Raw genomic sequence first — 23,754 nt, 5'->3', positions numbered from 1 at the left:
GCATGACCAAGGACAATATCACCGCGAAACTGAACCGGCTGAAGCGCATCGAGGGGCAGGTTCGCGGTATCGCGAAAATGGTCGAGGAAGACCGCTATTGCATGGACATATTGCACCAGATGCAGGCGGTAAAATCGGCGCTCGCCAAGGTCGAGAGCCAGATCCTCAAGGACCACGCCGCCTGCTGCGTCAGCGAGGCGATCGCCACCGGCGACCCCGAAGAACAGCGCGAGAAATTTGACGAGCTGGTCGACCTGTTCGAGAAGATGAAGCGTTAGCAGCGAGACACGACGCGCCACGCAGGTTTGCCGGATCAATGCGCTAGAGCGGGCTTGGTCCGGTAGATTACGCTATCCCCGACGCCTTTCAGCGCGATGGTCTCGGGCGGATCACAGACATGCGCGCCGGTACATTGCTGATAAGTGGCGGCGGACACGGCAATGCCGTCTGGTTCCGCGGCGCCCTCGATCCGGCTGGCGATATTCATTGTGTCGCCCCAATAATCATAGGCCAGCCGGCTGGTGCCGACGCCACCGCCGACCACAGGGCCGCTATGGATGCCGACCGGCAGCCGGATATCGACCCCGCTCGCTCTGGCTCTGCTTTGCCGCGAAAATTGCAGCTTCGGTGCAAAGGTCGCGGAACACAAATGGGTGTGTTTGTGTAAAGTTTTCATTGTGAGCGCGGTTGAGGCCAGTTCGTAGTGATACGGTCCATCGACAAGCTCAGAACGAATGGGACTTCTTTGATGGGCTCGCCCGAAGACACAAAGCCACAAAGGGTGTTAGGAAGGCATGATAAGCCTTTGTGGCTTTGTGTGAGAAAAATGGCTCGCGATGCCGGTCGCGAAAAACCGTCCTAGGCCCGAACTTTGACGAACTTTGGGGCTGGTGCCCCTGCGCAGGCAGGGGCCCATCTCGAGAACGATGGGCCGGACACATTGGCCCGGTTCTACCGGCGCAGGCAGGCCTGAACACTGACCATCGCAGCCAGACGCAGTATCAGGAGATGGGCTCCTGCCTGCGCAGGAGTACAAATCCTATTCCGCCGGGAACCAGCGCCCCTCGAATATCACGCCCTTGATCCCGACCTCGCGCAGCTTCGCCGCACCGCCGACATAGGGATCGCGGTCGAGCACGGTGAAATCGGCCTTCTTGCCGGTGGCGATACTGCCGACCATCGCATCCAGACCGATCACCTGCGCCGCCTCGACGGTGATCGCGCGCAGGGCCTTGTCGAGCGAGAGCCGCTCCTTCGGCGCCTTGACATTGCCGTCGAGGGTGATCCGGTTGCTCGCCACCCAGGCGAGATAGAGCGGGTCGATCGGCGCCATGTTGAAGTCGCTGTGCAGGCCGAGCGGCACATCCTTGCGCTCGAGCGAGCCGAGCCGGCTCATCTGCGCGGCCCGGTCGGGGCCCATGCCGGTCTTCGCATAGGCATCGCCGAGGATGCGGATATAATTGGGCTGGGCGGAAACATAGAGGCCCATCTCGCCGATCCGCCGGTTCTGCGCCTCGGTCGAGTAGCCGAGATGCTCCATGACGATATTCTGGCCGTTGCGGAGGGCGAGCTTTTCGCTGATGTCGAGCACCACATCGAGGCCGCGATCGCCGTTGACATGGGTGTGCAGGTTCCAGCCGGCGTCCCAGAAACGCTCGGTCTGCTGGAGCAATTCCTCCGGTTCGGTCAGCCATTTGCCCTTGTGGCCGTCGCTGTAGCCGGGCGGGTTCATCTGCATATATTGGGCGAAAAAGGCACCGTCGGCGAACAGCTTCACCCGGTTGGAGAAGAAGAATTTGCTGCTGTCATATCTGGCTTTCATGTCCTCGAGCCAGACATTGGGATCGCCGGTGACCAAAGGCGCAACAGGGATCGCGAGGATGCGCGACGGCGTGGTAGGCTGGTCGTAGAGGCTTTTGAACAGAGCCGACTCCATCTCCGGTCCGCCAAAGCCGCCAAAGGCCAGATCGGCGCTGGTGGTGACGCCATTCTCCAGCATCATCTGGCGCATGTCGGTCAGGCCCTGCTGCACCTTGGCCGGCGAGAAGAGATAGGGGCGGAGCATTTCGATACCGTTGAACAGGGCGGTTTCGTGGATGACGCCGCTGGCGAAGTCGGCATGGCCGGGGGCGATGGCAGGCTTGCTGAACGCGGCGGTGAACGCCACTTCGTCGCCGATGCCGAGCAGGGTGAGCGCCTTGCTGTTGGCGATGATCTCGTGGAAGCTGCGCTGCCAGATCACCACCGGCCGGTCGGGCGCGATGCGGTCGAGTTCGGCGCGGTCCATGTCGCCGTGGAACAGCTTGTGATGGCCCCAGGTGATGAACAGGGCGTCGTCGCTGTTGGCCAATTCCGCGCGCAGCCGCTCTTCATATTGCGCCTTGCCGCGGGCCGCCGGATAGGTCTTGCCGGGGAGCTTCCACTCCTCGGGGCTGATGAACGGCATCGGCAGCATCATGATCGTCTGCATTGGATGGACGTGCGGCTCGATGAAGCCGGGCATCAGGACCTGCCGGGCAAACTGCCGGTCGACGGTGACCTCGCGGTCCCTCGTCCATGCTTCCAGATCTTCCAGTGACTGGCCGAGACCGAGGATGATGCCGTCGGCGGTCGCGACATAGCGGGCCTCGGGATAGCCAGGCTCCATGGTGATGATTTTCGCGGCTTCGAAGATGGTGACTTCGGGATAGGGGAGGGCAACGGGTGCCTCTTCGGCCTGCGCGCCACTGGCCAACAGCAGCGCCAGCGCCGCCCTGATGGACGATATGAATTTCAGCATGTCTCTCTCCCTCTTGCGGGAGTGATTATGCGCTCGGTTCCGCCTTGGCAACTGTCAGCTTGCTTGCCTTGACATGTTCGCGCCAGGCGATGAACAGGCCCGAGCCGATGATGATCGGAGCCCCCAGCCAGATCGACAGGCCGGGATATTGGTCGAAGATAACGATGCCTAAGAAGCTCGCCCAGATGAGGGCGCTATAGTCCATCGGCACGATCGTCGACACCGGCGCATAGCGCAGCGACTGGGTGATGGACAGCTGTCCGAGCGCACCGAAAATGCCGATGCCGAGCAAATAGCCCCAGGTTTTCGCATCATGGCCGCCGCCATAGATGAAGGCGCAGACGGTCAGCGCAGGCAGGGTGTAGACCGAGAACCAGAAGATCGTGACGACGCTGGTCTCGGTACGGCCGAGCATGCGGATGACCATGGTGACCGCTGCCGTGACCAGCGCGCCGCCAAGGGCCACGGCGGCGCCGAAGGCAGGGATCATCGATCCTCCCGGCTGGATCACGACCAGAACGCCGACAAAACCGATGAGGATCGCCGACCAGCGCCTGATGCCGACCTTCTCCCGCAGGAACAGCGCAGCGAAAAGGGTTGCAAAAATGGGCACGGTGAAGCTGATCGTAGTCGCATCGGCCAGCGGCAGCAGGGTCATCGCCCAGAAGTTGAGGCCCATGGCAAAAATGCCGAGTGCCGAACGCAGGATATGGAGTTTGTGCTTGTTCGAGACGATCGAGGGCCAGCCCTCCCGGCTGCGCATGATCAGGAAGCAGATCAGCGGCATGGCGATCAGCTGGCGGTAGAACAGGCTTTCGGTGACATGCACGCCCTGTTCTCCGGCCAGTTTGACGAAGGCGAACATGACCGCAAGCGAGAGCATCGCGGCCAGACGCGTGAGGATACCTGCCATCGGCCGGTTTTGTCCGGCGGCGTTGTCATTGCTCATGCAATATTGCCACAAAAGATAGGGAAAGAGCGGTTGTGCATTGGCCCGGTAAATAGCATATAGCCCGCAAAAGCAATCAGGAGTCTTTCAATGCGCACTGTTACCCATGTCTTGGCTTCCGGAGGAACCGCAGCAGCGGCCCGCCAGAGCGATATTTTCGATCCCAATAATGGCGGTATCCAGGGCAAGGTCGACCTCGGCGATGCGGCGGTGCTCGACAAGGCGGTAGAGGCGGCACTCGCAGCGCAACCGGCCTGGGCGGCCACCAACCCGCAGCGGCGCGCGCGGGTGATGTTCAAGTTCAAGGAACTGGTCGAGGCCAATATGGACGAGCTCGCCCATATGCTCTCGATCGAACATGGCAAGGTGATCGCGGATTCCAAGGGCGATATCCAGCGCGGTCTCGAAGTGATCGAATTCTGCTGCGGCATCCCGCATGTCCTGAAAGGCGAATATACCCAGGGTGCAGGCCCCGGCATTGACGTCTACTCGATGCGCCAGCCAATCGGCATTGGCGCCGGCATTACTCCGTTCAATTTCCCGGCGATGATTCCGATGTGGATGTTCGGCCCGGCGATCGCGACCGGCAACGCCTTCATCCTGAAGCCTTCGGAGCGTGATCCTTCGGTGCCGGTGCGGTTGACCGAATTGATGCTTGAGGCCGGTCTGCCGGAAGGCATTTTGCAATGCCTCCATGGCGACAAGGAAATGGTCGATGCTATTCTCGATCACCCGGCGATTGGCGGCATCAGCTTCGTCGGTTCCTCCGACATCGCCCATTATGTCTATCAGCGCGGTGTCGCGGCCGGCAAGCGGGTCCAGGCCATGGGTGGCGCAAAGAATCACGGTATCGTGCTGCCGGATGCGGACCTCGATCAGGTCGTCAACGATCTGTCGGGCGCGGCTTTCGGATCGGCCGGCGAGCGCTGCATGGCGCTGCCGGTGGTCGTACCGGTGGGCGAAGACACTGCCGATCGTCTGCGCGAGAAAATGATCCCGGCGATGGAAACGCTTCGGGTCGGCATTTCGACCGATGATGAAGCCCATTATGGTCCGGTCGTCAATCCGGCGCACAAGCAGCGGGTCGAGAACTGGATCCAGACCGGGGTCGACGAAGGTGCGGAACTGGTCGTCGACGGCCGCGGCTTCTCGCTGCAGGGCCATGAAGACGGCTGCTTCATCGGGCCATCCCTGTTCGATCATGTCAAACCGGAGATGGAAAGCTACAAGGAAGAGATCTTCGGCCCCGTCCTGCAGATCGTCCGCGCCAAGAATTTCGAGGAAGCGCTCGCGCTGCCGAGCCAGCATCAATATGGCAATGGCGTCGCGATCTTCACCCGCAACGGCCACGCGGCCCGCGAATTTGCCAGCCGCGTCAATGTTGGCATGGTCGGCATCAACGTGCCGATTCCGGTACCGGTCGCCTATCACAGCTTTGGCGGCTGGAAACGTAGCGCCTTCGGCGATACCAACCAGCACGGCATGGAAGGCGTGAAATTCTGGACCAAGGTCAAGACCATCACCCAGCGCTGGCCCGATGGCACCGCCGACGGCGGCAACAAGGATGCCTTTGTCATCCCGACCATGGGGTAAACGCTCGGTAAGGCTTGCAAGCCGCAGAGTTCCAAATCAGGACAAGTCGTCCGAAATGCTGGAAATTCCAGCAATTCGGGCGGAAATGCTCTGCATGACTGTCCACTTGATCCCGGTGCCAAATTGCTAGCGCTGGCGCCCAGACTGTTCCTGCCGTCGCTATTGCTGGCGATCGTTCTGTTCGGTTTCTGGCGTCCTAATCATGGCGCGGAGCAGGCCACGGCGCTGGCCGCTCCGGTTGCCATCTCGGACAAACGTATAGCCTTCAGCTTCGATGATGCCCCGCGGGGAGCCGGAGCGTTTCTGGAGCCGGACGAGCGCCCGAAGCTTTTGATCGAGGCTCTGAAAACGGCGGGCATCGACCAAGCCGCCTTCTTCATCAACACCGGCCGGATTACCCCCCATGACGATGACGCCGCCGATATCGCGGCCTATGCGGCGGCCGGCCATGTTCTCGCGAACCACACGGCCAATCACAGCAAACTGTCGTCGGTTTCGGTCGAGACATTTCTCGCTGATATTGATGCGGCGGAAGTCTGGCTGAAAGGCAAGCCCAATTACCGCCCCTGGTTCCGCTTCCCGTTTCTCGACGAGGGCAGAACGAACAGGGCCAAGCGCGATGCCGTACGCACCGGCCTGAAAAAGCGCGGGTTGATGAACGGCTATGTGACGGTCGACGCGTCGGACTGGTATCTTGAGGATATGGCGATTGCGGCGGCCGAAGCCGGCAAGCTGATGGACTGGAACGCAATGCGCGACCTGTTTGTCGAATCCTATATGCAATCGGCTGAATTCTCGGATGATCTCGCGCGGCGGACACTGGATCGGGCCCCCGTGCAGATGATATTGCTGCACGAAACCGATATTGCCGCTATGTTCGTTGATGATCTTGCTGCAGCGCTGAAAAAAGGCGGCTGGACGATTGTCACCGCCGACGAGGCCTATCGCGATCCGATCGCCTATATGGAGCCGGATGTCGATTTTGCCGACGGCACCCGCACCCAGATGCTCGCCGCCGAGCGCAATATCGGCAACCGCTGGTATGAGCGCAATGAACAAAAAGTAGCAAAAAAGCTATTTGCCGAGCGGGTCTTGCGCGACTAGACCCCCGTGCATGAAAACAACCCGTTTCCTGCATGATTTTGTCGGGTCTGCCGTCATGTCGACAAGGGCATCATTTGTGTCACGACGTATCGACCTTGCAAATGTCGCGTCCGGCAACATATTGCTGCTATAGCGGGATACAGAATCAACAGCCGCCGCCATGGCAAGAAACAAGAAACAGATATGACCCAATTTTCCCTGACCGAAGACCAGCTTGCCATTCAGGAAATGGCGCAGAAATTCACCGCCGACGCGATAACGCCGCACGCAGCTGAGTGGGACGAAAAGCATGTCTTCCCGCGCGACACGATCAAGCAGGCGGCCGAACTGGGCTTTGGCGGGATCTATGTCTCCGAGGAATCCGGCGGCATTGGTCTCGGGCGGCTGGAATCGGCGATCATCATGGAAGCCATGGCCTATGGCTGCCCCTCGACCAGCGCTTTCATCTCGATCCACAATATGGCAGCCTGGATGATCGATACATTCGGTGCTCAGCCGGTGAAGGACAAATATCTGCCCGATCTGGTGCCGATGGAAAAAATCGCCAGCTACTGCCTGACCGAAGCAGGGGCGGGATCCGACGCGGCCTCGCTGAAGACCAAGGCGGTGCGCGATGGCGATGATTATATCGTCAACGGCTCGAAACAGTTTATCTCCGGCGGCGGCGAGAACGAGATCTATGTCACAATGACGCGCACCTCCGATGACGGCGCAAAAGGCGTGACTTGCCTCGTCATCGAAAAGGACATGGAGGGCGTCAGCTTTGGCGCGCAGGAGAAGAAGCTTGGCTGGCACTCGCAACCCACCGCCCAGGTCAATTTTGACAATGTCCGGGTTCCCGTCGAAAACCGCGTCGGTGATGAGGGCGAGGGCTTTCGCATCGCGATGGCGGGCCTGGATGGCGGACGGCTGAACATTGGCGCCTGTTCGCTCGGTGGCGCCCAGCGCTGTCTTGATGAAGCTGTCGCCTATACCAAGGAGCGCAAGCAATTCGGCAAGGCGATCAGCGATTTCCAGAACACCCAGTTCACCCTCGCCGATATGGCAACCGATCTGGAAGCGTCGCGGGCGCTGCTTTATCTCGCTGCGGCGAAGGTGACTGAAGGCGCGCCGGACAAGACGAAATTTGCGGCCATGGCCAAACGGCTGGCGACGGACAATGGCAGCAAGATTGTTAATGATGCGCTGCAGCTCTTTGGCGGCTATGGCTATTTGCAGGACTATCCGATCGAACGCTTCTGGCGCGATCTGCGGGTCCACAGTATTTTGGAAGGTACCAACCAGGTTATGCGGATGATCGTTTCGCGTGAACTGCTGCGGCAATAGGAATAATATGACAGAAGATCTGATTATCAAGAAAACCGGGCGGGTTGGCCATATCAGCCTGAACCGGCCGAAAGTGATCCACTCGCTCAATCTCGACATGTGTCTCGGGATGATCGACGCGCTGCAGGCATGGCGCGACGATGACGAAGTCGAAGCGGTGATTATCGACCATAGCGAGGGCCGGGGCTTCTGTGCCGGCGGTGACATTGCCATGCTGCGCGCATCCGGCATGAAGGACGGCAAGGAAGGGCGGGAGTTTTTCTACAAGGAATATCAGCTCAATCATCTGATATTCGAATATCCCAAGCCGATCGTCGCTTTCATGAACGGCATCACCATGGGAGGCGGCGTCGGCATCTCGCAACCCGCCAAATATCGCGTCGCGACCGAATATACGCGCTTTGCCATGCCGGAAACGGGTATCGGACTGTTCCCCGATGTTGGTGGCGGCTGGTATCTGTCGCGGCTCGTCGGACGGCTGGGCCAGTTCCTCGCGCTCACCGGCGCGCGGCTTGACGGTGCCGAGTGCAAGGAAATCGGTCTCGCGACCCATTATCTGGAATCGGACGTGCTGGAAGAGGCCAAGCAGCGGATCTCCGAAAAGCCGGACCGGATCGAGGGCATATTGGGGCAGCTGTCGGGCAATATTCCCGAAGCCCGCATCGCCAAAAATCTCGACAAGATCGACAAGTTTTTCGCCTCCGACCGGTTTGAGGACATTTTGGCGGCGCTCGAAGCCGATGACAGCGAATGGGCCGCCAAGGAGCGCGATACGCTCGGCACCAAAAGCCCGCAGACCTGCAAGGTGGCCCTGCGCCAACTCAAGGAAGGCGCGGCGATGGACAGCTTTGCCGACGAAATGCGCAACGAATATCGCATCGGCTATCATGTGCTGGTGATGCATGATTTCCTTGAAGGCGTGCGAGCCCTGATTGTCGACAAGGACAATGATCCGAAATGGAATCCGGCGACGCCAGAGGAAGTGACCGACGAGTGGATTGATGCGATTTTCGCGCCCCTGCCTGCCAATGAAGAATGGAAGCCCCTATGACTTACGAAACAATTCTTACCGAGAAAAAGAGTGCCGTCACCCTGATCACGCTCAATCGTCCCAAGTCGCTGAATGCGCTGAACAGCCAGGTGCTGGACGAACTGATCGACGCTTTTGCCGCGTTTCAAGCCGACGAAACGCAAAATTGCGCCGTCCTGACCGGTTCGGGCGACAAGGCTTTTGCCGCCGGTGCCGACATCAAGGAAATGTACGACAAGTCTGCGGCCGATTTCTATCTCGAGGATTTCTTCGCCAAATGGACCAGCCATATCGTCAAGGCCACCCGCAAGCCGTGGATCGCCGCGGTGAATGGCTTCGCTCTCGGCGGTGGCTGTGAACTGGCGATGATGGCGGATATCCTGATTGCCAGCGACAAGGCGAAATTCGGCCAGCCGGAAATCAAGCTCGGCGTAGCCCCCGGAATGGGTGGCTCCCAGCGTCTGACCCGCGCGGTCGGCAAAGCCAAATCGATGGACATGTGCCTGACCGGCCGGATGATGGACGCCGAGGAAGCCGAGCGCTCCGGTCTGGTGGCGCGCGTTGTGCCGCATGACGAATTGCTCGACGAGGCGCTCAAATCCGCTGCGATCATTGCATCGATGCCGCCAATGGCGATTCAGGTGAACAAGGAAATGGTCAATGCGGCATTCGAAAATAATCTCGAACAGGGCCTGGTCCACGAGCGCCGCCTCTTCCAGATCCTGACCGCCACCGAAGACAAGAAAGAGGGCATGGCTGCCTTTATCGAAAAGCGCGAAGGCCAGTGGAAGGGGCGGTAGTCTTTGGCTTTGGATTATTTGCGTTGGGCCTCTTTTTCGGCTGGTTAGCGTTGCGGTTATGGCGCTATCGCGATGAAGGCTCAATTAGCATCCTTGAAGCGGCGTTACTGAAAACGACTGGCGAGGAGCCGCAGCCCCGGACGAAACTGGACCATTGGCTTCACTATTTTCAAATGGTGTTGGCTTTTATTTTCGCGACGCTTTTGGTGAGCGTCAGTATTTACGGACTTTTGGAAGAAGCAGGTGTTTTATGAAAATCGGATTTATCGGCCTTGGCAATATGGGTGGCGGCATGGCTGCCAATCTCGCAAAAGCGGGGCATGAGGTCCATGCCTTTGATCTGTCCGGCGAAGCGCTTGCAAGGGCCGGCGAGGCTGGCTGCCATCCGGTGAGCGACGCCGCACTAGCAGTCCAGAATATGGAAGCCGTTGTGACCATGCTTCCGGCTGGCACCCATGTCCGCAAGGTCTATGAATATGAAATCATCATCAACGCCAATCCCGGCACATTGGTAATCGATTGCTCCACAATCGACGTCGACAGCGCGCGTGATGTTGCCACGATGGCGGAAGCCAAAGGCCTTGTGCCTGTGGATGCGCCGGTGTCCGGCGGTATCGCAGCGGCCAATGGGGGTACGCTCACTTTCATGGTTGGCGGCAGCGACGAAGGTTTCAGACGCGCCGAGCCGATCCTGTCCGATATGGGCAAGGCGGTCATCCACGCTGGCGGCAATGGTGCGGGGCAGGCAGCGAAAATCTGCAACAATATGCTGCTCGGCGCATCGATGATCGCAACCTGCGAAACATTCAAGATGGCGGAAAAACTGGGTCTCGATCTGCAGAATTTCTATGATATTTCTTCCAAGGCTTCAGGTCAAAACTGGTCGATGACCAGCTATTGCCCGGTACCTGGCGTTGGACCGCAGAGCCCGGCCGACAATGGCTATGAAGGTGGCTTCGCGGCTGCGCTGATGCTCAAAGATTTGCGTCTGGCGATGGAAGCGGCACAAAGCGCCGGCGCGGATGTGCCAATGGGCGCAGAAGCCGCGAAACTCTACGAGAAATATGCCGAGGAACAGGGGCAGGGCGGTTCGGATTTCTCCGGCATCATCAACATGCTGGACAAGGGCTAGGCCCCCATGCCGCCGCTATGGATGGTGATTGGCGGTCTGGCTGGCGTCATTGCCGCGCTATCGGAAATAGGCAACCGGCGCCGCAACAACCGTCGTGACCTTGAAGATGTAGGATTCATGCCGTGGCCGACAATCACCGCGCTGGCATTGCTGACCTTCGGTATTTCCCTTGCCTTCGGCCTGGGGATATTGTCGACCTGACCTGTCTCTGCCTAGAGGCAGGCTTCCAGGAACGGCTGGTCAAAGCCATATTGCCGGGCCTTGTCGAGCGTATAGGGGCGAAGGCCCGATGACTGGTATTCGCCGATGATCTTGCCGTCGGCATCCTCGTCAATATACTGATATTTGAACAGTTCCTGAGTGACGATAACATCGCCCTCCATGCCGATGACTTCGGTGATATTGGTCGTCCGGCGCGAACCGTCGCGGAGACGCTTCACCTGCACGATCAGATCGACTGATTCGGCAATCTGGCGGGAAATCGCCTCTTTCGGAATCTTGATGTCGCCCATCAGGATCATATTCTCCATACGGCCGAGACATTCACGCGGGCTGTTGGCGTGAAGCGTACACATGGAGCCGTCATGGCCGGTGTTCATGGCGGCGAGCAGATCGAAACATTCCGCACCACGAATCTCACCAAGAATGATCCGGTCGGGACGCATACGCAGGGCGTTCTTCACCAGATCGCCAATCGTGATAGCGCCTTCGCCCTCGAGGTTTGGCGGACGGGTTTCGAGCGGGAGCCAGTGTGGTTGCTGGAGACGAAGCTCGGCGGCATCCTCGATCGTCAGCACGCGTTCGCCGGGATCGATCATCTTGGACATCGCATTGAGCATGGTCGTCTTACCCGAACCGGTACCGCCCGAGATAACGACGTTGAAGCGGCAGGCGCCGGCGATTTTGAGCGCGGTACACATGTCGTCGGACATGGAGCCGAAGCCCTTCATCATGTCGAGGGTGATCGGTTTTTCGGAGAATTTACGAATCGAGATCGCGGTGCCCTTGAGGCTGAGCGGCGGTACGATCACGTTCACACGCGAACCGTCTTTCAGACGGGCGTCGGCAAGCGGTGTGGTCTGGTCGACGCGGCGGCCGACCTGGTTGACGATCCGCTGCGCGATCTGGAACAGATGTTCCTCGTCACGAAACTGGATCGGTGCAATTTCGAGCTTGCCCTTGATTTCGATATAGGTCTGTTCCGGACCATTGACCATGATATCGGAAATATCCGGATTGCTCAGCAGCTCTTCCAGCGGGCCAAAGCCGAGCAGCTCGTCGACCAGAACCTTTTCCAGCGCAAATTGTTCGCGCCGGTTCAGCGTCAGCTTCAGCTCTGTCAGCACTTCCATGATGATCGGGCGGAATTCTTCGGTCAGCTCTTCCTTGTTCAGGGTCGCTGCAGCTTCCGGGTCGACGCGCTCGAGCAGGCGCGGTAGCACCTGTTCCTTGATCTTGTGGACCGATGCTCCGAAGCCTTCGTCCTTGTCGCCTTCTTCCGCCAGCGGTTGCGAGCGTTCGGAAAGCCGGGCCATCGCCTCGCTTTGCGAGGAAGCCGGTGCGGATGGCACTTCTTCGCTGGGAAGCGGTACGGATTCGAGCGGTGGAAACTGGCTGCCACCCAGATTGTGGTCGCGATTTTCAGAATCAGCGGCTTTCTTGCCGCCACCGGTCATTGGCTTTGCAACGCCAAAGGACGGTTTGCCGCCACCCAGTCCATTTTTCTTGCCAAATGCGCTCATGCTATCCTGTCCGATATGTCTAATGTCACACGATCAATGCCCTCTTTCCTCGAAATTGGTTAATAAACTGGTAAATCCGATCGATTGCAGCAGGATCTTTGCTGATGCAATTTTTGAACTTGTCCCGCTCTGGGCGGCGGTTAAGCCATAACTATGCACAAGGAACTTATTTTTGGCCGCTGATCATTCCCGTGCGCGGACGGCAGCGGCCGGAGGCATCACGCTGGCGCTGATGGCCTTTGCCGGTTTTCCAGTCGGTGATGCCTTGATCAAGTCGATGGCCGGCGATTGGCCCGCACCGGCTGTAGCGGCGCTCCGTTTTGCTTTCGGTGCGCTGGCACTGGCGATCATCCTGTTTTTGCGGGAAGGCCGTTGCGGTTTCCAGGTCAGTCGGCCCTGGCTTCATGTCGCCCGCGGATTTGCGCTGTCTGTCGTGACGATCTGCTTTTTCTCCGCCATATATATCATGCCGCTCGCTGATGCGGTGGCGATAACTTTCGTCAATCCGATCCTCACCGCCTTGTTTTCCGGCTGGTTCCTGAAAGAAAAAATGCCGCCCCGGACGTGGGTTGCGACCATCATTGCCTTCGCCGGGGTGCTGATCATGCTGCGTCCCAATGTTGCTGCCTTTGGCTGGGTGGCTATATTGCCGCTGATAGCCGCCTTCGCGATGTCGACGATGCTGATTCTCAACCGCATGGTATCGACCCAGCGGTCGATCTTCGCGGCGCAATTCTATATCGCTTTCTGGGCCGCGATTTTTCTGACCCTTGCGGCGCTGGTCGGCCACTGGCTGGTGCCGGTCATGGCGATAGCCGACGCACCGGACTGGGATGTTGTCCTGCGCTGCCTGCTGGTGGCTTTGACCGGAACGGGTTGCCATTTTCTGCTGTTCATGGCGACAATGCGGACAACCGCTGCGGCGATTGCCCCGATTGTCTATATCCAGCTGCTGGTTGCGACGGCAATCAGCGTGTTCATCTTCGGCGACCCGATTGACCGAACGGCGATGATGGGCGGTCTGCTGATCATATTCAGCGGCTTGTTGCTCTGGCGGGGTGCACGAAAGGCGACGACGGTCGTCGAAGCCTGAGCGCGCGCCGGCAATAGGCCGGTCGAGACCGATGGCGCAGCGACATCGGGCCTCCCGTTTGATCTGAGATAGTCGATAATTTTCCGCTATGCCATTTGATAGCAGGGGATACGCAATCTGATCAGCTGATCGCTTCGGCCAGAACCGTCAGGCCCTTTTCGTCAACCTGGGCAAAGCCGCCCTGCACGGAAATCGTCTCGGGCGTCGCGCCTTCGCTGGTATAGACGAGCAGATCGGCATCCCGGATCGTCGACATCACAGGAGCATGATCGGCGAGCACGCCCATATCACCCTCGGTACCGGGTACCACCACCATATAGACATCTTCCGACCGGACGAGCTTCTCTGGGGTTACGAGTTCGAAATGCAGGTTTGCCATAACTTTTCAATTCCTAGACCCTCTCCCTTGCGGGAGAGGGGTTTAATGCATCAGGCCGCTTCAGCAGCCATTTTCTTGCCTTTTTCGATCGCTTCTTCGATGCCGCCGACCATGTAGAAGGCGTTTTCCGGAAGGTGATCATATTCGCCGTCGACAACGGCCTTGAACGATTTGATCGTGTCTTCGAGATCAACGAACTTGCCCGGGATGCCGGTGAAGACTTCCGCAACGTGGAACGGCTGCGACAGGAACTTCTGGATCTTGCGGGCGCGTTGAACGACCAGCTTATCTTCTTCGGAAAGCTCGTCCATGCCGAGAATGGCGATGATGTCCTGCAGGGACTTATATTTCTGCAGGGTTTCCTGAATAGCGCGGGCCGTATCATAATGTTCCTGGCCAACAACGCGGGGTTCAAGAACACGCGAGGTGGAATCGAGCGGGTCAACAGCCGGGTAGATGCCCAGCTCCGAAATTGCACGGTTCAAAACGGTGGTTGCGTCGAGGTGGGCAAAGGAAGTTGCCGGTGCCGGGTCGGTCAAGTCATCGGCAGGAACATAAATGGCCTGAACCGATGTAATCGAACCCTTGTTGGTCGAGGTAATGCGTTCCTGCAGCGCGCCCATGTCGGTCGACAGGGTAGGCTGATAGCCCACAGCCGAAGGAATGCGGCCGAGCAGGGCGGACACTTCCGAACCGGCCTGGGTGAAGCGGAAGATATTGTCGATGAAGAAGAGAACGTCCTGGCCTTCGACGTCGCGGAAATATTCTGCCTGGGTCAGACCGGACAGGGCCACACGGGCACGCGCCCCTGGAGGCTCGTTCATCTGGCCGAACACCAGCGCCACTTTGGAACCTTCGGACTGCGGATTGCCGTCGGCATCCTTGGCGATAACATTGGCGTCGAGGAATTCGTGGTAGAGATCGTTACCTTCGCGGGTACGTTCACCAACACCGGCAAAAACGGACGTACCGCCGTGGCCTTTCGCGATGTTGTTGATCAGTTCCTGGATAAGCACGGTCTTGCCCACGCCGGCGCCGCCGAACAGGCCGATCTTGCCGCCTTTTGCATAAGGTGCGAGCAGGTCGACAACCTTGATACCGGTGACGAGAATTTCATTCTCGGTCGACTGGTCGACAAAAGCAGGGGCTTCCGCGTGAATAGGAGCGGTGGTCTTGTGACCGATCGGGCCGCGTTCGTCGATCGGCTCGCCCACCACGTTCATGATCCGGCCGAGCGTTTCGGGACCAACAGGCATCTGGATCTGCGCACCGGTGTCCGTGACTTCCTGACCGCGAGTCAGGCCTTCGGTAGCGTCCATAGCAATGGTACGGACCGTGTTCTCGCCGAGATGCTGTGCAACCTCGAGCACCAGACGGTTGCCGTTGTTGTCGGTTTCCAGAGCCGAGAGAATTGCCGGGATCTCGCCGTCAAAGGTTACGTCGACGACAGCGCCGATAACCTGTGAAATGCGGCCTGTATTTTTGGATTTTGCCATTTTTCCGTTTCCTTGCGTACGTGCTTTAAAGCGCTTCAGCGCCAGCGATGATTTCAATCAATTCGGTGGTAATCGCGGCCTGACGGCTGCGGTTGTAAACAATGGTGAGGTTGTCGATCAGATCGCCGGCATTGCGGGTCGCATTGTCCATGGCGGTCATCGACGCACCCTGTTCCGATGCCATGTTTTCCAGCAGTGCGCCAAAAATCTGGGTAGTCAGATTGCGCGGCAGCAATTCGGCGAGAATTTCTTCCTCGTCCGGTTCATATTCGACCGCTCCGCCCGCTTCGGTAACCGCGCCATTGGCGACGGCAATCGGAATAATCTGCTGAACCGTCGGTTCCTGTACCAGTGCGGACCTGAACTTGCCGTAGAAAAGATGGGCAACGTCAAACTGGCCTGCTTCGACCATCGTGGTCAGGTCTTCTGCAATTGCCTTGGCTTCTTCAAAACCGGGCGCTTTGACATTGGACGTGTCAAAATGCTTCAGGATCTGGTCGGGATAGAAACGCTTGATGATCGGAATGCCCTTGCGGCCGACCATGTAGAACAGCACCTTATGGCCTTCGGCAATCAGACGCTCCGCCGTTACGCGCGCTTCCTTGACGATATTGGCGTTGAAAGCGCCGCACAGGCCACGGTCCGATGTCGCCACGACCAGCAAATGGGTGTCCCGTTTGCCGGTGCCCGCCAGCAGTTTCGACGAATTTTCGTCAATCGAAACCTTCGAGGCGAGGCTCGTCATCACCTTTTCCATCTGCTCGGCATAGGGACGCGCGGCTTCCGCTGCCATTTGCGCGCGACGCAATTTGGCGGCAGCCACCATCTTCTTGGCCTTGGTGATCTTCTGCGTCGATTTGACCGACGCGATCCGATCTTTCAGTTCTTTCAAACTAGCCATATTGGCTCCTTAATTCGTCCTGCCGGACAGATCCGGCAACCCTTCACTCCTGTTTCAGCAACAGGTGCGATCAGGCAAATGTTTTGCCGAAATCGACCAGCGCTGCCTCGAGAGCCGCCTTGGTATCATCCGCCAGATCACCGCTTTCACGGATCGTTTTCAGGATGTCGGCATGTTCGCTGCGCAGATGAGCCAGCATGGCTTCTTCGTAGCGGACCACATCGTCAACCGCGACTGGATCAAGATGCCCGTTGGTACCGGCATAGATCGAAGCGGTCTGCTCTTCGAACGGCAGCGGCGAGAATTGCGCCTGTTTCAGAAGCTGCGTCAGACGCTCGCCACGTGCGAGCAATTTCTGCGTCGAAGCGTCGAGGTCGGAACCGAACTGCGCGAATGCCGCCATTTCACGATATTGCGCCAGATCGAGCTTGATCGAACCCGAAACCTTCTTCATCGCTTTCGTCTGTGCAGCAGAACCCACACGGGAAACCGACAGACCCACGTTAATGGCGGGGCGGATACCCTGGTTGAACAGGTCGGTTTCGAGGAAGATCTGTCCGTCGGTGATCGAAATCACGTTGGTCGGAATATAGGCCGAAACGTCACCAGCCTGGGTTTCAATGATCGGCAATGCGGTCAGGGAACCCGAACCATTGGCCTCGTTCATTTTCGCGGCACGCTCAAGCAAGCGGCTGTGCAGATAGAAAACGTCACCAGGATAGGCTTCACGTCCTGGAGGACGACGCAGCAACAGGGACATCTGGCGATAGGCCACAGCCTGTTTCGAGAGATCGTCATAAACGATACAGGCGTGCATGCCGTTATCGCGGAAATATTCGCCCATCGTCACACCGGTATAAGGTGCGAGATACTGCAGCGGCGCAGGCTCGGAAGCGGTTGCGGCAACCACGATCGAATATTCCATCGCGCCATTTTCTTCGAGGCTCTTGACGATCTGTGCAACGGTCGAGCGCTTCTGGCCGACAGCCACGTAGATGCAGTAAAGCTTCTTGCCTTCGTCATCGCCGGCATTGACTGTCTTCTGGTTGATGAACGTGTCAATGGCGACAGCGGTCTTGCCGGTCTGACGGTCACCGATGATCAATTCGCGCTGGCCGCGGCCAACAGGAACCAGAGCGTCGAGCGCTTTCAGGCCGGTCTGTACGGGTTCGTGAACCGATTTCCGCGGGATGATGCCCGGCGCCTTGACTTCCACACGGCTCCGTTTCTTGGTTTTGATCGGGCCCTTGCCGTCAATCGGATTGCCGAGACCGTCCACGACGCGACCAAGCAATTCCTTGCCGATCGGAACGTCCACAATGGTACCGGTCCGCTTGACCACGTCGCCTTCCTTGATTTCAGCGTCAGAGCCGAAGATCACGACGCCGACATTGTCCGCTTCGAGGTTCAGCGCCATGCCCTGAATACCGTTGGAGAATTCAACCATCTCACCGGCCTGGACCTGATCGAGACCGTGGATACGGGCAATGCCGTCACCGACGGCAAGCACGGTTCCGACTTCGGAAACCTGGGCTTCATTGCCAAAATTGGCGATCTGGTCCTTGATGACCTTTGAAATTTCTGCGGCGCGAATATCCATGTTTATCTTCCTTTAGCCCTTCATGGCCTGCGATAGGGTGTTCAAACGGGTTTTAATCGAGCTGTCGATCATCTGGCTGCCGATCTTCACGACCAGCCCGCCCAAAATGGACGGATCGACTGCGGTGGAAACGCTAACATCGCTTCCCACACGTTTCTTGAGCTGCGCCTTGAGCGCTTCAATCTGCTTGTCATCCAGCGGATGGGCCGAGGTCACTTCGGCGGTAATTTCACCACGATAGCTGGAAGCCAGCGTCGAGAAGGCACGAATGACGGCGGGGATCTGGTCGAGCCGGCGGTTGGCAGCCAGCACACCGAGGATATTGGTGGTCAGCTTTTCAAGACCCAGCTTCGCTGCGATTGCGGCAATGGCCTTGCCAGCGTCGTCGCGCGTCAGAACTGGACTGTTGGTCAGTTCCTTCAGGTCTTCCGATTCGGCGAGGGCGGCGCTCAACGTGGTGAGACTGTCCTGCACCGCGTCGATGCTGTTATTTTCTTGTGCGAGGGCGAACAGCGCAGTGGCGTAACGCCCCGCTAAACTCGCTCTGATGCCGCTGGATTGATCCACGCGTTTGCTACTCCCTGACCGTTAAATGGTCTGAAAACCGTTCATGAAATGGTCCGCTTTATGGCCGAAAATCCTGCGATTCCGCCCACGGATGCGCGGCGTCTAGCAACCATTTTGCTGCGAGGCAAGACGGCTTTGGGAATCATTTTTGCGGAAAGCCGAACCGGCCGTTTTCCGCCGCTTTCATTGTCCCTCACAATAATTTTTTGGCTTTGAACGCAAGATACGGGAAGCCGCGCCGCGCAAGGGGGTTAAAAGTGCTGACAGCAGTTAAAGTGTTGGAGACATTTTGTGATCTTTCAAATCAACCTGACAGGCCCGTTTCTCGCGAAGGCGTTGGATGGTGCATGCCGGAGAATGCGTTTCACAGCGAACGGGAAGCGAATATCGGCGGAGAGCGATACCGGCCTTTCGCATGCTGCGCTGCAAAACACCGGAGGCGCAAGAAAGAAAGGCAACGGTCCGGATTGGCCTGGCAGTGCAATCCAGGCGGTTCTTCAGCTGTTCCTACCGGAAGCCAATGTCGGTATAGATGGCATAGACGCGGCCCCGGCATGGTCCTCGGCGCGGACAGAGAGGTTTTAGCTGTGAGCGGGAATATCGTAGATGAAGCGCGAGCATGGACGGCGGTGCAGAAGCGCGACCGCAGTTTCGACGGACAATTTGTCACCGGAGTGTTGAGCACGGGCATCTATTGCCGCCCTTCCTGCGCCGCCCGCCATCCCAAACGGGAAAATGTACGGTTTTTTGCCAGAGCCGAGCAGGCAGAAGCGGCAGGGCTCAGGGCTTGTCTGAGATGCCGTCCCAATGATGTCGCTAGGGATGAAGCGGCGGTAAAGCGCGTGATCGACGCCATTCGCTCTGCAGAAACCGCGCCCAGGCTCGACGAACTGGCGGCGCTGGCGGGCTATTCGTCGAGCCATCTCCAGAGGATTTTCAAGCGAGCAACCGGATTGTCGCCAGCGGCCTATGGACGGGCCTTGCGGTCCGAACGGGTCAAGGAAGCACTGGATGGCGGCGCAACGGTGACCGGTGCCATATATGATGCCGGCTATGGCTCGGCTTCGCGATTTTACGAGGAAGGCAAAATGGGCATGAAACCGGGCGTCTGGAAAAATGGCGGGGCAGGGGTGACCGTGCACTGGTCGATCATCGACACGTCGCTGGGCGCGATGATGGTCGCTGCGACAGACAAGGGCATTTGCTGCCTGTCTTTCAACGAAGATGAGGCTGCGTTGCGCAAACGCTTTCCGAAAGCGGATCTGCAGCGCGGCGAGGCGGCTTTCAGCGAATTGTTCGCGCAGGTGGTGAAGCAGGTGGAGAGGCCCGGTCGCCCGCATAATATTCCGCTTGATGTCCAGGGTACCGCCTTTCAGGAAGCGGTCTGGCAGGAATTGCGCAAAATTCCCGAAGGCGAAACCCGTAGCTATGCCGATATCGCCGCCGCCATCGGCAAGCCGAAAGCGGTGCGGGCCGTGGGCAGTGCCAATGGCGCCAATAATGTCGCTGTTCTGATCCCTTGTCACCGGGTGGTGCGCAGCGACGGAAAAATGGGCGGCTATGCCTATGGAACGGAAATCAAGCAGAAGCTGCTGGAGAAAGAGCGCGGCTGACCTGCTTCCGTCAGCCGGTCGCGACAAGATATTCACATCGTGTTTCGAGATCCGTCTTGAATTTCCGATTGGGAAAGTCCTGCCGTTGGTCTGTCTGCGTAAAGCTTCGAGAACGACTGAGGGAGCGAGGAGATCAAACCCGGATCCGATCCGGGCCAGGGGTAAAACAACCCATCTGGATTAATCGGTTTTAGTCAACCGGCCTTAACTATCCTTCAGTCTGCCGTAACCATGCGGAGAGGACCTGCTATCAACTGACAAGCGGGTTGGGCCAATCAGCCAGAGAATGACTATGAAATGGCAAGCTTAATGGACTTATGCGGACTGCAAATCATCGGATCGATTGTCTCGTCATCATCGTTCCGGGAATTGGGAGTAGGACGGGCTGCGCTGTGCGAAGCCTGTTTCTATCAAGAGTAGAACGGTGACCAGATGATTATGCAAGATATTGAGCCAGCTTCGATTGGCAAGCGAACCGTTATCTTCTCGGGGATCACGGCGACATACGGTCTCTTGTCCGTTGCCGCTATCCTGTTGACCCGCGGGGAGTCGGATTTTTCTGCTTTGTGGATTTCCAACGGTTTTCTGGTCGCTGCCCTGTTGCGCTATAAAGGTGCCATTTCCGTTCCGCATATTCTTGCATGCGTAGCCATAGGATTTCTCGTCGCGTTCGGGACCGTCGACAGCTGGTCCAAAGCCCTGTCGATGGCGATCGTGAATGGCGTCGAGGTCGCGATCGCGATTTCCCTGATCCGCCGCAAGTGCGGTGCGAACCCCAATTTCGTCAATTTCACCTGTCTGACATGGTTTGCTATTCTGGGCGGATTGGTGGCGCCGTTGATTGCCGGTGGCCTTGTCCTGGGCCTGCTTTCGCTATCCGGCGAAAGCCCGTCGCTGCTGGGCTGGCTGGACTGGATGACAGCGCATAGCCTCGGCATGCTGATCTTTGCTCCGATTTTCTCGATCATTCTGGGGAATGACAATGGCATCCATCGCTGGAACAGGACGATGGATCTCGAATATCTCGTCATTTTCGGCGGTGGCAGCCTGCTGACCATCCTGGTCTTCAGCCAATCTTCCTATCCGTTCCTGTTCATGACCACATTATTTGTACTGGTCGCGGCCGTCCGCAAGGGCATTGTCGGGGCCTCGCTGTCTGTCGCGGTCATTGCCATCATCGCGATTGCAGGCACATTCAACGGGTCCGGACCGGTCCAGCTCACCGATGGCAGCTTGCAGGGCAATATAATTGTTATGCAGATATTCCTGCTATTCACCCTGGCGAGCTCGCTGCCGGTCGCCAGTATATTGGAAGCACATACCATGTTGCAGCGCGAGCTGCGGCTCAGCCGTGACCAGACCCAGTCCATTTTCGACAATATGCAGGATATCGTCTTCCGAACCGATAGCCAGGGCCACTGGCTGCTGCTGAATCCGGCCTGGGAGACGATCACCGGCTATCCGGTCGAGCAGGCGCTGGGATGGCATGTCGCCAGATTATTGACCGATGAGTCGCGGAAAGAGGCGGATGTCGACTATCTCCGACTGGCCAGCGGGGAGCGGGATACATTGAAACTGAACCAGACGTTCGTTCGCGCCGATGGCAAGGAGCGCCAGGTCGAAGTGTTTCTCGAAGCCGTTCGTGACGAGAACGGGCATTTTGACGGTGCAACCGGTAATATCCGGGACGTAACGGAGGCACGCTCGGCGTCACACGCGCTGAAAAAGAGCGAGGAACGGTTCCGCAGACTTGCTGAATCCGCTCCGGTCGGTTTTTTCCAGGCCGATGCACAGGGCAAAATCTATTATGTGAGCAAGGCCTGGCGGGAACGGGTCGGTCTCACCGAGGATGATGTCAAGGATGGCGGATGGATCCGGGCGCTGAAAGACCACACGCCACGCGAAATGGCGGCAGCATTTACCGGCTTTCACAAACCTGGTGACAAACGGGAACGGGAAGCCTGTCATACCACCAGAGACGGTGAAGAAATCTGGGTCCGGACCGTAAACCAGGCCGAGTTTGACTTTGATAACAATATCATCGGCTATATCGGCGTGGTCGTGGATATCACCGAACAGCGCAAGGCGATTGAAGACCTGCGCCAGCGGCAGCAGGAATTGCGCGAATCGCGCGATGTTGCAGAGGCGGCAACCGAAGCAAAAGCATCGTTTCTGGCGAACATGAGCCATGAAATCCGCACACCGATGAACGGCGTTCTTGGCTTTGCCGAAATGCTCAGCCAGTCGGAACTGGATGAGCAGCAGGCCGGATATGTTGCATTGATCGAGGAGTCCGGCAAGATCATGATGGCCTTGCTCAACGACATTCTGGACATTTCCAAGATTGACGCGGGCCTGTTGATCCTGTCGCCGGAACCGTTCGAACTGGCGCATTTGCTCAACAGCACCTGCAATATGATGCTGACGGCAGCCGGCAACCACCGGCTCGCGCTCAAGCTGGACTATGCCGATGATCTGCCCCGGTATATAGAGCACGACAAATTGCGGCTCCGCCAGATTCTGACCAATTTGATCGGCAATGCGATCAAATTCACCGAAGCCGGATCTATTACCGTCAAGGCAGAAATGTCCGGTGATGACAGTCAGAAGTTCAGGATAAGCGTCACCGATACCGGCATTGGCATTGCCGAAGAGCGTCAGCGCTCGATTTTCGAGGAATTCGTGCAGGCAGAAGATGATACCGACCGTTCCTATGGCGGGACCGGCCTGGGGCTCGCCATTTCCCGGAAGCTGGTAGAGATGATGGGCGGCAATATCAGCGTCCAGAGCACGCTCGGTTCGGGATCGACCTTCTGTATCGAAATTCCCCTGAACGAATGCGTCGATCCCCGTGCCGAGGCCAGCAGACGCGACAGCGACGATGCCCGGCTCACGGTATCGCCGGCCGTCAATCGGACCATTTTGCTGGTCGAGGATCATGAAATAAACCGTCTGCTGGCGACAGCGATGCTCGAACGCATGGGCTGTACGGTGATATCCGCCGAAAACGGTTATCAGGCACTGGATATTCTGACGACCGACCGAGAGCGGGCTCTGGATTTCGGCCTTGTCCTGATGGATATGCAGATGCCGATCATGGACGGGATAGAATGCACGCGGAGAATCCGCCAGTCCGGTATTACCGCCGAACAGCTGCCGATCGTGGCCTTGACCGCCAATGCATTTTCCGAAGACCGGGAGGCTTGCGCGGCGGCCGGGATGCAGGACCATGTGTCCAAACCGATCCAGTTCAACGATCTCTACACGGCCGTCTGTAACTGGTATTTCGACAAGCGGCCGCAAAAAGCGGCTCCCGTGACCGATGTGGTGGATGAAGACCCCACCATCGCTATGCTGCGACCCAAATATGAAGAATTCAGAGCCAAGACTCTCGCCAGCCTGATGGCCGGCAGGGACACGATCGCCAACTGGCCGGCAGACCAGAGCAGCGAGATGGCCGGCATGTTGCACAAGCTTGCCGGATCCGCTGGATCGTTCGGCGAAGACAAAATGGCATCCGTGGCGAAGCAGCTGGAAGACGCAATCAAACAGGACGAGCCGAGCGGGGCTCTCGTTTCCCTATCGGCAGAGTTACTGACTTACTGGCGCGAATATGACGAACTGCGAGTCAGGCGGGCCTGACCGGGGCA

The 23,754-nt window shown here is 58.2% G+C and carries 21 protein-coding genes; 12 read left to right on the top strand and 9 right to left on the bottom strand.

The features are described from left to right. The first annotated feature begins 2 nt into the window (after positions 1–2). Positions 3–278, top strand: a complete 276-nt coding sequence (locus BOSE62_RS07455; protein WP_159643824.1) for a metal-sensitive transcriptional regulator — start codon at positions 3–5, stop codon at positions 276–278. A 35-nt stretch (positions 279–313) separates the two neighbouring features. Here the strand turns inward: BOSE62_RS07455 and BOSE62_RS07450 are convergent, their stop codons facing one another. The 3 genes from BOSE62_RS07450 to BOSE62_RS07440 form a co-directional block, all read right to left on the bottom strand. After that, the gene (locus tag BOSE62_RS07450) at positions 314–676 is read right to left on the bottom strand and encodes an adenylate/guanylate cyclase domain-containing protein (protein ID WP_159643822.1); all 363 of its coding nucleotides are present in this window, start codon (positions 674–676) and stop codon (positions 314–316) included. A gap of 363 nt (positions 677–1,039) precedes the next feature. Beyond that, positions 1,040–2,779, bottom strand: coding sequence for an amidohydrolase (locus BOSE62_RS07445; RefSeq protein ID WP_159643820.1), 1,740 nt, complete (start codon positions 2,777–2,779; stop codon positions 1,040–1,042). A gap of 25 nt (positions 2,780–2,804) precedes the next feature. Beyond that, positions 2,805–3,728, bottom strand: a complete 924-nt coding sequence (locus BOSE62_RS07440) for a DMT family transporter (protein ID WP_159643818.1) — start codon at positions 3,726–3,728, stop codon at positions 2,805–2,807. 90 nt (positions 3,729–3,818) lie between these two features. Here BOSE62_RS07440 and BOSE62_RS07435 point away from each other — a divergent pair, with 90 nt between their 5' ends. The 8 genes from BOSE62_RS07435 (at position 3,819) to BOSE62_RS07400 (ending at position 10,914) form a co-directional block, all read left to right on the top strand. Next, positions 3,819–5,321, top strand: a complete 1,503-nt coding sequence (locus BOSE62_RS07435) for a CoA-acylating methylmalonate-semialdehyde dehydrogenase (RefSeq protein ID WP_159643816.1) — start codon at positions 3,819–3,821, stop codon at positions 5,319–5,321. A 123-nt stretch (positions 5,322–5,444) separates the two neighbouring features. Beyond that, complete coding sequence (locus BOSE62_RS07430; RefSeq protein ID WP_159643814.1) at positions 5,445–6,425, top strand: polysaccharide deacetylase family protein; 981 nt, start codon at positions 5,445–5,447, stop codon at positions 6,423–6,425. A 183-nt stretch (positions 6,426–6,608) separates the two neighbouring features. Next, complete coding sequence (locus BOSE62_RS07425; protein ID WP_159643812.1) at positions 6,609–7,751, top strand: acyl-CoA dehydrogenase family protein; 1,143 nt, start codon at positions 6,609–6,611, stop codon at positions 7,749–7,751. A gap of 7 nt (positions 7,752–7,758) precedes the next feature. Beyond that, positions 7,759–8,802: an enoyl-CoA hydratase/isomerase family protein gene (locus BOSE62_RS07420; protein WP_159643810.1), complete on the top strand. Its 1,044-nt coding sequence runs from the start codon at positions 7,759–7,761 to the stop codon at positions 8,800–8,802. Then, a complete protein-coding gene (locus BOSE62_RS07415) occupies positions 8,799–9,581 on the top strand; it encodes an enoyl-CoA hydratase-related protein (RefSeq protein WP_159643808.1) in 783 nt (260 codons plus the stop codon). The genes BOSE62_RS07420 and BOSE62_RS07415 overlap by 4 nt, the downstream gene beginning before the upstream one ends. Next, entirely contained in the window at positions 9,566–9,835 is a 270-nt protein-coding gene (locus tag BOSE62_RS07410; RefSeq protein ID WP_159643806.1) for a hypothetical protein, read from the top strand. Before BOSE62_RS07415 ends, BOSE62_RS07410 begins: the two co-directional genes overlap by 16 nt. Then, the gene (gene mmsB, locus BOSE62_RS07405) at positions 9,832–10,713 is read left to right on the top strand and encodes a 3-hydroxyisobutyrate dehydrogenase (protein ID WP_159643804.1); all 882 of its coding nucleotides are present in this window, start codon (positions 9,832–9,834) and stop codon (positions 10,711–10,713) included. Before BOSE62_RS07410 ends, mmsB begins: the two co-directional genes overlap by 4 nt. A gap of 6 nt (positions 10,714–10,719) precedes the next feature. Continuing rightward, the gene (locus BOSE62_RS07400) at positions 10,720–10,914 is read left to right on the top strand and encodes a hypothetical protein (protein ID WP_159643802.1); all 195 of its coding nucleotides are present in this window, start codon (positions 10,720–10,722) and stop codon (positions 10,912–10,914) included. A gap of 11 nt (positions 10,915–10,925) precedes the next feature. Here the strand turns inward: BOSE62_RS07400 and BOSE62_RS07395 are convergent, their stop codons facing one another. After that, positions 10,926–12,455 (bottom strand): CpaF family protein, encoded by a 1,530-nt coding sequence (locus BOSE62_RS07395; protein ID WP_159643800.1) that lies wholly within the window; start codon positions 12,453–12,455, stop codon positions 10,926–10,928. Positions 12,456–12,627: 172 nt separating this feature from the next. Between BOSE62_RS07395 and BOSE62_RS07390 the strand changes: the two genes are divergently transcribed. Beyond that, positions 12,628–13,548 carry a DMT family transporter gene (locus tag BOSE62_RS07390; RefSeq protein ID WP_159643798.1) on the top strand — a complete coding sequence of 307 codons (921 nt, stop codon included), beginning with the start codon at positions 12,628–12,630 and terminating at the stop codon, positions 13,546–13,548. 121 nt (positions 13,549–13,669) lie between these two features. Here the strand turns inward: BOSE62_RS07390 and BOSE62_RS07385 are convergent, their stop codons facing one another. From BOSE62_RS07385 to BOSE62_RS07365, 5 genes are all read right to left on the bottom strand, one after another. Beyond that, on the bottom strand, positions 13,670–13,927 hold the full coding sequence (locus BOSE62_RS07385) for an ATP synthase F1 subunit epsilon (RefSeq protein ID WP_159643796.1): 258 nt from the start codon (positions 13,925–13,927) through the stop codon (positions 13,670–13,672). Between the two features lie 50 nt (positions 13,928–13,977). Continuing rightward, a complete protein-coding gene (gene atpD, locus BOSE62_RS07380) occupies positions 13,978–15,423 on the bottom strand; it encodes a F0F1 ATP synthase subunit beta (protein WP_159643794.1) in 1,446 nt (481 codons plus the stop codon). 25 nt (positions 15,424–15,448) lie between these two features. Further along, complete coding sequence (locus tag BOSE62_RS07375) at positions 15,449–16,324, bottom strand: F0F1 ATP synthase subunit gamma (protein ID WP_159643792.1); 876 nt, start codon at positions 16,322–16,324, stop codon at positions 15,449–15,451. 70 nt (positions 16,325–16,394) lie between these two features. Then, positions 16,395–17,924 carry a F0F1 ATP synthase subunit alpha gene (gene atpA / locus BOSE62_RS07370; protein WP_159643790.1) on the bottom strand — a complete coding sequence of 510 codons (1,530 nt, stop codon included), beginning with the start codon at positions 17,922–17,924 and terminating at the stop codon, positions 16,395–16,397. Between the two features lie 12 nt (positions 17,925–17,936). Next, on the bottom strand, positions 17,937–18,491 hold the full coding sequence (locus BOSE62_RS07365) for a F0F1 ATP synthase subunit delta (RefSeq protein WP_159643788.1): 555 nt from the start codon (positions 18,489–18,491) through the stop codon (positions 17,937–17,939). Between the two features lie 587 nt (positions 18,492–19,078). Here BOSE62_RS07365 and ada point away from each other — a divergent pair. Beyond that, positions 19,079–20,104 carry a bifunctional DNA-binding transcriptional regulator/O6-methylguanine-DNA methyltransferase Ada gene (ada, locus tag BOSE62_RS07360; protein ID WP_236553898.1) on the top strand — a complete coding sequence of 342 codons (1,026 nt, stop codon included), beginning with the start codon at positions 19,079–19,081 and terminating at the stop codon, positions 20,102–20,104. Positions 20,105–20,536: 432 nt separating this feature from the next. After that, positions 20,537–23,746: a PAS domain S-box protein gene (locus tag BOSE62_RS07355; RefSeq protein ID WP_159643784.1), complete on the top strand. Its 3,210-nt coding sequence runs from the start codon at positions 20,537–20,539 to the stop codon at positions 23,744–23,746. Positions 23,747–23,754: the final 8 nt, after the last annotated feature.

Source organism: Sphingorhabdus sp. 109, from assembly GCF_902506555.1.
Lineage (GTDB): Bacteria > Pseudomonadota > Alphaproteobacteria > Sphingomonadales > Sphingomonadaceae > Parasphingorhabdus.
Note: the sequence above shows the minus strand (reverse complement) of the source record. Positions and strands in the feature narration are given on the sequence as shown.

Bases quoted from the DNA above. Each gene is read 5' to 3' on its own strand.
- BOSE62_RS07455 (WP_159643824.1), top strand. From the start codon at position 3: ATGACCAAGGACAATATCACCGCGAAACTGAACCGGCTGAAGCGCATC.
- BOSE62_RS07450 (WP_159643822.1), bottom strand. From the start codon at position 676: ATGAAAACTTTACACAAACACACCCATTTGTGTTCCGCGACCTTTGCA.
- BOSE62_RS07445 (WP_159643820.1), bottom strand. From the start codon at position 2,779: ATGCTGAAATTCATATCGTCCATCAGGGCGGCGCTGGCGCTGCTGTTG.
- BOSE62_RS07440 (WP_159643818.1), bottom strand. From the start codon at position 3,728: ATGAGCAATGACAACGCCGCCGGACAAAACCGGCCGATGGCAGGTATC.
- BOSE62_RS07435 (WP_159643816.1), top strand. From the start codon at position 3,819: ATGCGCACTGTTACCCATGTCTTGGCTTCCGGAGGAACCGCAGCAGCG.
- BOSE62_RS07425 (WP_159643812.1), top strand. From the start codon at position 6,609: ATGACCCAATTTTCCCTGACCGAAGACCAGCTTGCCATTCAGGAAATG.
- BOSE62_RS07420 (WP_159643810.1), top strand. From the start codon at position 7,759: ATGACAGAAGATCTGATTATCAAGAAAACCGGGCGGGTTGGCCATATC.
- BOSE62_RS07415 (WP_159643808.1), top strand. From the start codon at position 8,799: ATGACTTACGAAACAATTCTTACCGAGAAAAAGAGTGCCGTCACCCTG.
- mmsB (WP_159643804.1), top strand. From the start codon at position 9,832: ATGAAAATCGGATTTATCGGCCTTGGCAATATGGGTGGCGGCATGGCT.
- BOSE62_RS07400 (WP_159643802.1), top strand. From the start codon at position 10,720: ATGCCGCCGCTATGGATGGTGATTGGCGGTCTGGCTGGCGTCATTGCC.
- BOSE62_RS07395 (WP_159643800.1), bottom strand. From the start codon at position 12,455: ATGAGCGCATTTGGCAAGAAAAATGGACTGGGTGGCGGCAAACCGTCC.
- BOSE62_RS07385 (WP_159643796.1), bottom strand. From the start codon at position 13,927: ATGGCAAACCTGCATTTCGAACTCGTAACCCCAGAGAAGCTCGTCCGG.
- atpD (WP_159643794.1), bottom strand. From the start codon at position 15,423: ATGGCAAAATCCAAAAATACAGGCCGCATTTCACAGGTTATCGGCGCT.
- BOSE62_RS07375 (WP_159643792.1), bottom strand. From the start codon at position 16,324: ATGGCTAGTTTGAAAGAACTGAAAGATCGGATCGCGTCGGTCAAATCG.
- atpA (WP_159643790.1), bottom strand. From the start codon at position 17,924: ATGGATATTCGCGCCGCAGAAATTTCAAAGGTCATCAAGGACCAGATC.
- BOSE62_RS07355 (WP_159643784.1), top strand. From the start codon at position 20,537: ATGATTATGCAAGATATTGAGCCAGCTTCGATTGGCAAGCGAACCGTT.